6 protein-coding genes are annotated in these 7886 nt (G+C 43.9%); 3 read left to right on the top strand and 3 right to left on the bottom strand.

Annotated features, from left to right (window positions below):
* From AC1DUA_RS14370 to AC1DUA_RS14380, 3 genes are all read right to left on the bottom strand, one after another.
* On the bottom strand, positions 1 to 706 hold a 706-nt coding region (locus AC1DUA_RS14370), incomplete at its 3' end, for a Ger(x)C family spore germination protein (RefSeq protein ID WP_477500416.1).
* A complete protein-coding gene (locus AC1DUA_RS14375; RefSeq protein WP_477500417.1) occupies positions 703 to 1788 on the bottom strand; it encodes a GerAB/ArcD/ProY family transporter in 1086 nt (361 codons plus the stop codon). The genes AC1DUA_RS14370 and AC1DUA_RS14375, both read right to left, overlap by 4 nt.
* Positions 1785 to 3254, bottom strand: a complete 1470-nt coding sequence (locus tag AC1DUA_RS14380) for a spore germination protein (RefSeq protein ID WP_477500418.1) — start codon at positions 3252 to 3254, stop codon at positions 1785 to 1787. The genes AC1DUA_RS14375 and AC1DUA_RS14380 overlap by 4 nt, the downstream gene beginning before the upstream one ends.
* A 347-nt stretch (positions 3255 to 3601) precedes the next feature.
* Here AC1DUA_RS14380 and AC1DUA_RS14385 point away from each other — a divergent pair, with 347 nt between their 5' ends.
* The 3 genes from AC1DUA_RS14385 to AC1DUA_RS14395 form a co-directional block, all read left to right on the top strand.
* Positions 3602 to 4129: a C40 family peptidase gene (locus AC1DUA_RS14385; protein WP_477500419.1), complete on the top strand. Its 528-nt coding sequence runs from the start codon at positions 3602 to 3604 to the stop codon at positions 4127 to 4129.
* Positions 4130 to 4296: 167 nt separating this feature from the next.
* Positions 4297 to 4476: an H-type small acid-soluble spore protein gene (locus AC1DUA_RS14390; RefSeq protein WP_477500420.1), complete on the top strand. Its 180-nt coding sequence runs from the start codon at positions 4297 to 4299 to the stop codon at positions 4474 to 4476.
* A gap of 295 nt (positions 4477 to 4771) precedes the next feature.
* Positions 4772 to 7886, top strand: a 3115-nt coding sequence (locus AC1DUA_RS14395) for a X2-like carbohydrate binding domain-containing protein (RefSeq protein ID WP_477500422.1), incomplete at its 3' end; no start/stop codon positions are given.

Consider the following 7886-nt stretch of genomic DNA (forward strand, 5'->3'; position numbering starts at 1 on the left):
GTTTATTTAACTTATCTTTTAATAATAATAACATCGTGCTTTCTTCCCGATTCAGTTTCATTCCCGTATACTTATCACCGTGAAATAAACTTATACTGTCAATAACTAAAGCTTTATCTTTTATTTTACGAATCAATGGAAGCAATGCATCTTCCCCTGGATCTGTGATTTGAGACCATAAGGAAAACATAGTCATCTTAGGAACAGTTGAATTGCGGACAGATCCATGAATCATCTGCATAATCCCAAAAGCAAGCGGACTATTATCTAAATTTTTATACGCCAATACTTCAGAAGCTAACCCTTCACTTATTAGAATATTCGATGCTAGAAAACCCTTCGGATTCCGGTAAAAACTCTCTAACGTAGGCAGAATGCCTTGCCTTGCGAGTTCCTCCCCTATAATTATCACATGCGTTTTGCTTGCCTCAATCGTGCCTGGAAGCATACTATCGATTTTGGAACCAATAGCGGTAATGGATTCTCCTGTATCTTGAACAAACTCATCTTTTACATCAAATTGACCGCCGCCTTTGCTCTTTAGAATAATCGCTCTTACGGTCGCCTTCATTTGATTATCGCTGCCGATATCTATGCTAATCCCGTTTACGATTTTCTTATTGGTTAAGTAATTGATATCCCAGCACCCTGTTATAGATATAGAAATAACAACTATACAAATCGCTATACATAGCTTTTTTTTCATAAAGCTCCCGCCTTTTTGCTCTTTGATGGCAATTTGGACACGACCCATAACAGAAGTGGGATAACAGTAATCATCGTTAGATACCCATACTCCAACCATTTACTAAAGACATCCAGATTTTCTAAAGTGGATAGAAACCAAGCGATCAGTAAAACAAGCAATCCATTGAGCCATACTAACCTTCGATAGGAAGATTGATTTGCAGTCAGACTTTTTCCGGCTATGATGAGATAAGAAACGATTGTAGCTGTCATTGGTATAAACCAAATGGACAAAAAGATCAGATCCAGTCGGTCAAATACCTGATAGGTTTGCCCTTTAAATATGTACAAAACCGGTTCGTTGATCTGTGCTAATGCCTTCGGACTGAACCCAATCAAACAAATCAATACGAAATAGGCATAAAATAGCGTTACAAACCCATTGGCTAATGAAATTACGCCAAACAATCTTTTTGAATCAGGTTGTACTTGTGAGTAAAAGTAAAGGATCACTTCAAAACCAAGCATGGAAAAAAAAGTTTTCTCACTACCCTTGAAAATCTGCGTAACACCCGACTGCCCTACCGGTAAAAGGTTACTTGGATGCATGTCATGCGAAAAATTAAAAAGGCTGAGCACGATTAAGACCCCAAACAATGCGGAAGTTAGTACAAAAAATCTTGCAACAACATGCAAATTCTCAAGAGCTAAATATATACTTGTACCAATAATCAGTAGGAGTAAGACCCAACTAGGTGTGAACGTGAGCATCCAAGTATGAACTAATTGGATATAAAGTGTAGCCGCGTATCCAGCTATGAGAATAAAAAAAACATAATAGAGGAGGTTAAGCGTTTTACCTACAAATGATCCAAATAACCGAATTGTTATCTCCCTTAGAGTGAGCTGAGGAAATTTTTTCAACAAGTTCCAGTATATGAACAGCAAGAGTTGTATGGCTAAGCCAGCTATCAGGACTGAAATCCATGCATCCCCTTTTGCTGAACTCTGAATTTGTGAGGGCAATGACAGCAGCCCAATACCGATTTGTGTTTTAATCATCAAAAAAAACAATTGGGATCTGTTTATCCTAATAGTCATGTACGTTTCCACCTCCTAAGAAAAAATGGTTTCGTGGAGCCAGATTTGGAGGTTCGCGAATATTTGTTGAGTTTCCATATCGGCAGTCTTAGATACATATCCTTAAGTCCATCTTTCCCACGAAAAGGACCGAATGGAGCGAAATACGGAACTCCCAACGTCTCCATCTTGCAAAGGTGGATGAAAACGACCGTCATCATGATGGAGATTCCGAAAAAGCCAAACAATGCAGCGGCGAGCATCGTGGGAAATCCTACGATTCTTAAGCTTGTTCCAAACTCGCTTAATGGCGATGTAAAGGAAGCAATCGCTGTCAATCCAATGACTACAATCATGGTATGAGACACAAGCTGGGCTTCCACTACGGCTGTCCCAATAACAAGCCCGCCCACAATCCCTATTGTTTGAGCAATGGGAGAAGGCAAGCGGATTGAAGCCTCTTTTAACAGTTCAAGAATGATCTGCATAACGAGCGCTTCTAAGATTGGCGGTAATGGCACATAGGTCAAAGAAACCTGAACAGAATACAGAATCCCCATAGGAAGCACTTCAGAATGGTAGGATACGATTGCAATATAGATGGCTGGCAAACTAATCGCGAGAAGAAAGCTAAGGAAACGAATGGCCCGGAAAAATGAGCCCATGATCCATCTCCCGTTATAATCGTCCGGCGTTTGAAAAAATGAGAAAAAAGTGATTGGAAGTACTAATACGCTGGGAGTACCGTCAACAATGATATTGATTTTCCCTTCCATTAGGTAGGAAGCTGCACGATCAGGCCTTTCGGTCTGCATGGTTTGTGGAAAAGGAGATAACGGGTGCTCTTCGAGCATTTCATCAATGTTGCTTACAGCGTAAATATAGTCAAGCTCGATTGCCGCTACTCTCTTCTCACATTCATCTACGATTTTGGGATCAGCTATGTCTTCCATATAGACCATCGCTACTTTCGTATGTGAGACTTGTCCTAAAGTCAGGTATTTCACCTTCAGTTTTGGACTTTTGATTCGATTGCGCAGCAAATAGATATTGGTATTCAGGCTTTCAATAAAACCTTCATGCGACCCCTTAATGATCTGCTCATCTTTGGGCTCTTCAATCGTTCGACCTTGCGTCTGAACTGCTGACAGCATGTACGCGGCTGATTCATTCTCTTGGAGAATTACACAAAAGCCAAGAAGTAAGGATTGCACGATCTCATGGGCATCGGACGAATTCTTAGCTCCGAAGGCAGTTACGATCTGTTCGAAATCGCCGGATGTTGATTCTAATAATGGCTTAATCATATTTAATTGAATGAGTTCAATTTTCACGAGTGGTTCTACATAGATGAAAGCACACGATTGATTATTAAAGATGATCTTTTGCATTTTCAAGTCCTCTGTATGCGATAAAAAAGCGTGAATCTGTGCAAACTTCAGATCGATATCTCCAGCTTTCAGCTCAAYTGCAAGCGTCTCTTTCATGCCATTATCCCCCCTTTCTACATACATCACTACCTAGTATTAACAAGTGCGAACGTAATTATTTTTCGTAAAAGGTAAAGAAACTTTGCCGACAAATAAACTGGGTTTTTTGATGAATTTCACTCCATATACATAGCTTAAACCCTTGATTTATAAGATTTTCTGCCCGATTAAACTCGTCAAGAATAATTTTTTTAGAAGATTCTCATCGTTTTTTAATAAAGGGGGCTTGACCCTTACCAGCACAAGGTTTGCTCTTCTTCTAGCAAATTATAGGAGACTCCCAGTCTGCTATACTAGGCTCAGCTAAGAAATTAGCGCCCATAACAAGGAGGAGGACAACAACTATGAAATTACATCATAAATGGAGCAAGCGCTTAGCAATTATGACAATTGGAGCCACCATTGCTATCTCAGGAGGGGTAATCAGTAGTCCACAGTCTACTCAAGCTGCTACTAATACAGATACGGCTACTATTGATGCTACAATTACTTCAACATCGAAAGCTGATAACATTATCTCTTTAGGCAAAAGATATCTGGGCACGCCATATAAATTCGGTGCACAAGTTGGGCAAACGCGTAACTTTGACTGCTCGACATTAACGAAGTTCATTTTCGGAAAATACGGCGTTACCCTGCCGCGAACAGCTGCTCAACAATCCAAAATGGGTAGTTTTGTTTCCAAAAGTAATTGGAAGAAAGGCGATCTGCTGTTCTTCTCCGTACCTGGTAGATCAGGAGTCGGTCATGTAGGCGTTTACCTTGGAAATAACAAAATGTTGAACACGTACGGTGCTGGCGGCGTGAAAATTACTACGATTAACTCCTATTGGAATTCTCATTACATGACAGCGCGTCGTGTGATTAAATAGAAAAGAAACGATTAGAGGTGTCCCAATAGCCATGCATTTGGCTGTTAGGACACCTCTTTTGATATTCACAGCTAATTCAGCCTCTTTTTATTTGCTAGCCAAATAATTATTTGCTTGAGAGGCAACAATAGAACCGACCTTACAATTCCTGAAGGAGATTAACTGACTTGAATAAACTAAGAGCCTCTCAAATTGCAGCCTCACCAGTCATGGCTAACGTTTCTTGCGACGGCATTCCTATTTATATTCAAAATGTCGATGAAACAAATGAAACCGCAAGAATTTACCCACTAGATCAACCTGAGCAAGAACAAGAAGTGCCACTAGACAGTTTGGTTGAACATTAAAATCGGACGAAAATTGAAAGAAATGAATCCAAGAAGCTGCCCCTGTAGTTAACGCTACTACTGGTGACAGCTTCTTTTTATTTCCCTTGTGCGGCTCCGCGGTAAGCACCTACCCAACGGTCCGTAAAGTGTAAAAAGGGACGGCGCGTTTCATTTTAAAAACGGCAATTGGTACGGTTAAAGGCAGAAATGTACCTATCCACATTCCGAAATGTTCTTATATAATCGGACATGTGCAAGTGCGGTAGCGCTTACATAAATACATTCATTTCAACGACAAAGGAGACAAGTGAAGATGAAAAGCAGATTGCAACGCCGAAGGAGGCTATGGCTGGGATTGCTGCTCGCTATCGTTGTCATTGCACAGATCGGCTACGTCCCGTCCGGCGAAGGCAAGGTCAAAGCGGCAGACAATGGCTTGGCTCAGAAGCCGTACATGGGCTGGAGCAGTTACAGTATGCAGGTCTACGACGGTCCATCGGGTAACTGGATTTCCGAAACAAAGATCAAGATGATGTCTGATGCTATGCATGAGAAATTGCAGGCTCACGGTTACAAATATATCAATATCGATGCGGGCTGGAACGGCAGCATGGACGAATACGGCAGACCGGTGCCGAGTACGACGCTGTATCCCGGAGGCTTCCAGAATCTCGTCGATTACATCCACGGAAATGGGCAAAAACTCGGTCTTTATTTGATTCCCGGGGTCTCCCCTGATGCGGTAACTCAGAACTTACCTATTTATAATGCTCCTGGTTGTACCATCGGTGATATTGTCGTAAAGCCTTATAAGTTCGCGGATTACTGGAATATCGGCTACAAAATTGATTTCAGCAATCCATGCGCCCAAAAATATATCGACTCCGTCGCAGATGAGATCGCTTCCTGGGGCGTGGATTTCGTCAAATTCGATAGCGTCACGCCGGGCTCCGGGCATAACGATATCAGCATCGATGCGCGCGATGATGTCAAAGCCTGGTCAACAGCCCTTAGTAGACACAATATTTGGTTCGAACTGTCTTGGGCTCTCGACCACAATTACGTGGATTATTGGAAACAATACGCTAACGGCTGGCGTGTTGATTGGGATGTGGAATCCTATGACCGCGAGGTCGGCATGACGCAATGGGCCAATATTGCGCGATTGTTCCCTGACGCAGCATTATGGTGGCGAGATGCCGGACCTGGCGGCTGGAATGATTTCGACTCCTTGAATGTCGGCAACGGCGCTACCTCCGGTTTGACCAAAGACGAAAGGCAAACAGCGGCTACATTGTGGGCAGCCTCGGCCGCGCAGTTCTATACAGGTGACGACCTGTCCAACCTCGACGCCTATGGCCTTGACTTGCTGACGAATGATGAAGTCATCGCGGTTAATCAGGCTGGACGCCCCGTCCATCCGATATCAACGTCGACCAATCAGCAAGTTTGGTACGCGAATAACGGTGACGGTACTTACACGGTTGCCCTGTTCAATCTAGGCAACAAAGCAGCTCCTGTCACCTTTAATTGGAGCGACCTCGGCTTGAGCGGTTCAGCTTCTGTTCGCGACCTGTGGAACCATAGCGAGCTTGGCACTTTCACTTCAAGCTATGGCCCAGTTTCCTTAGAGCCGCATGCTTCCCGTTTGTTCAAAGTAACGGCGCAAAGCGGCACGTCTTTCGTCAATGACGACGACACAGGCGTGAGATACACCGGCACATGGACACGAAATGGCGGCAAAGAATTGGCGCGCGATGCTCAGGACTTATCCATTGCCATTACGGACTCCTCTCCCGCTCTTCTTACTAGTCAAATCGGAAATAATGCTCCACAGCAAGCTAATTCTTTTGACGCTACGGTCTCTCACGCCGTTTATATCAATGATACGGATCCATTGATCCAGTATTCGAACAAGTGGGGGCACAGCGGCGGAAGACCCTTTGGTGACTACCTCGATGACGTTCATTACGGCGAATCCGACAACGGCGCGCAGCCGGAGTTCAGCTACTCCTTCACAGGTACTGGCATTGAAGTTTTCTCTGAGCAAGGCACATCCAATGGACGGATGGACATTTACATCGATGGGCAGTTGAAAGGCACCGTCGATGCCGAAGCTCCGCAGCAATCCGGCCTATATTCGGTTTATCGCATCACTGATCTTCAGCAAGGTCCACATACGATCAGAGGGGTAAGAAATAGCAGCGGTCAATATTATTTCATCCTTGACGCCTTAAAGGTGACGACCGAAACGCTGCTTGGCCAACCTTCTGCGAACAGTTTTGACAAAGATCAGCCTACAGACATTACGACGAATTTACTACTTGGCGCAAGCTCACTGACTGACATAAACAACGGCTCAGTAGCTCTGCAGCCAAATACCGACTATACGATAAGCGGCGGCAATCTTGTGACGATTAGCAAAGAATACCTGCTCCAGCAGGCGTCTGGGCAACCTGTCCAGCTAGCGTTCGCTTTTGCCGGAGGTGACTCACAATCACTGTCCATCGACATCACTGGAACCTCACTCAATCCTGCAGCTGTCGCCTTTGACAAGAAAACATCTGCACAAGCAGATATCACTACAACATTAACACTTGGAAGCAGCAACAGTCTGACAGGCATTATGAACGATACAGCCAGCTTAACGGCTGGTCAGGACTACACATTTACAAACGGTGTTGTGAACATTTCAAAATCCTTTTTAAACCAATTGCCTGTTGGACTAACGAATTTGACCTTCACTTTCAGTTCGGGAAGTCCACGAACGTTAGCCATAACAATCAGCAACTCCTCATCTCCTGGAAGGTTCACTTACATCAATGACGACAACTCGGAAATCCACTACACCGGGGCTTGGAACCGCAGTACAAACCGCCCTTTTAACGACTACGGCAAGGATGTTCATTATGTCGAGCAAAATAACGATTTTTTCACCTACACTTTTAATGGCACAGGTATTACCTATGTCACAGAAGTTGATCAAGGCCAAGGCGACGTGGACATCTACATAGATGGTCAACTTCATGGAACTGCTCATACTTACGGGGCAAATTCGCATAACGTAGCCCAGCAAGAAGTCTATACCGTTATGAACTTGACACCTGGCATTCATACGCTGAAAGCAGTGAAAAAGTCAGGCCAGTTCATGCTGCTCGATGCGCTTAAAGTGCAGCAATCCGACCTGATCGATATCTCTGCCGCTGACTTCAACAAAATGGCTGCCGCAGATGTGAGCGTTAACATTCTAGGCAATCCTGATAGTTTACGTAGCATCTCGAATGGTGCCAAACCACTTGTTTATCCGACGGATTATGGCATTAGCGGCAAGCAAGTGACGATCAAAAAAGAGTATCTCGCAGCTCAACCTGTCGGCAACTTGAAGCTAACTTTTTCTTTCGCAGGTGATTATGCGGACGATGTCCATG

It is taken from the genome of Paenibacillus sp. 01T422 (assembly GCF_056398785.1).

Bases quoted from the DNA above. Each gene is read 5' to 3' on its own strand.
- AC1DUA_RS14375 (WP_477500417.1), bottom strand. From the start codon at position 1,788: ATGACTATTAGGATAAACAGATCCCAATTGTTTTTTTTGATGATTAAA.
- AC1DUA_RS14385 (WP_477500419.1), top strand. From the start codon at position 3,602: ATGAAATTACATCATAAATGGAGCAAGCGCTTAGCAATTATGACAATT.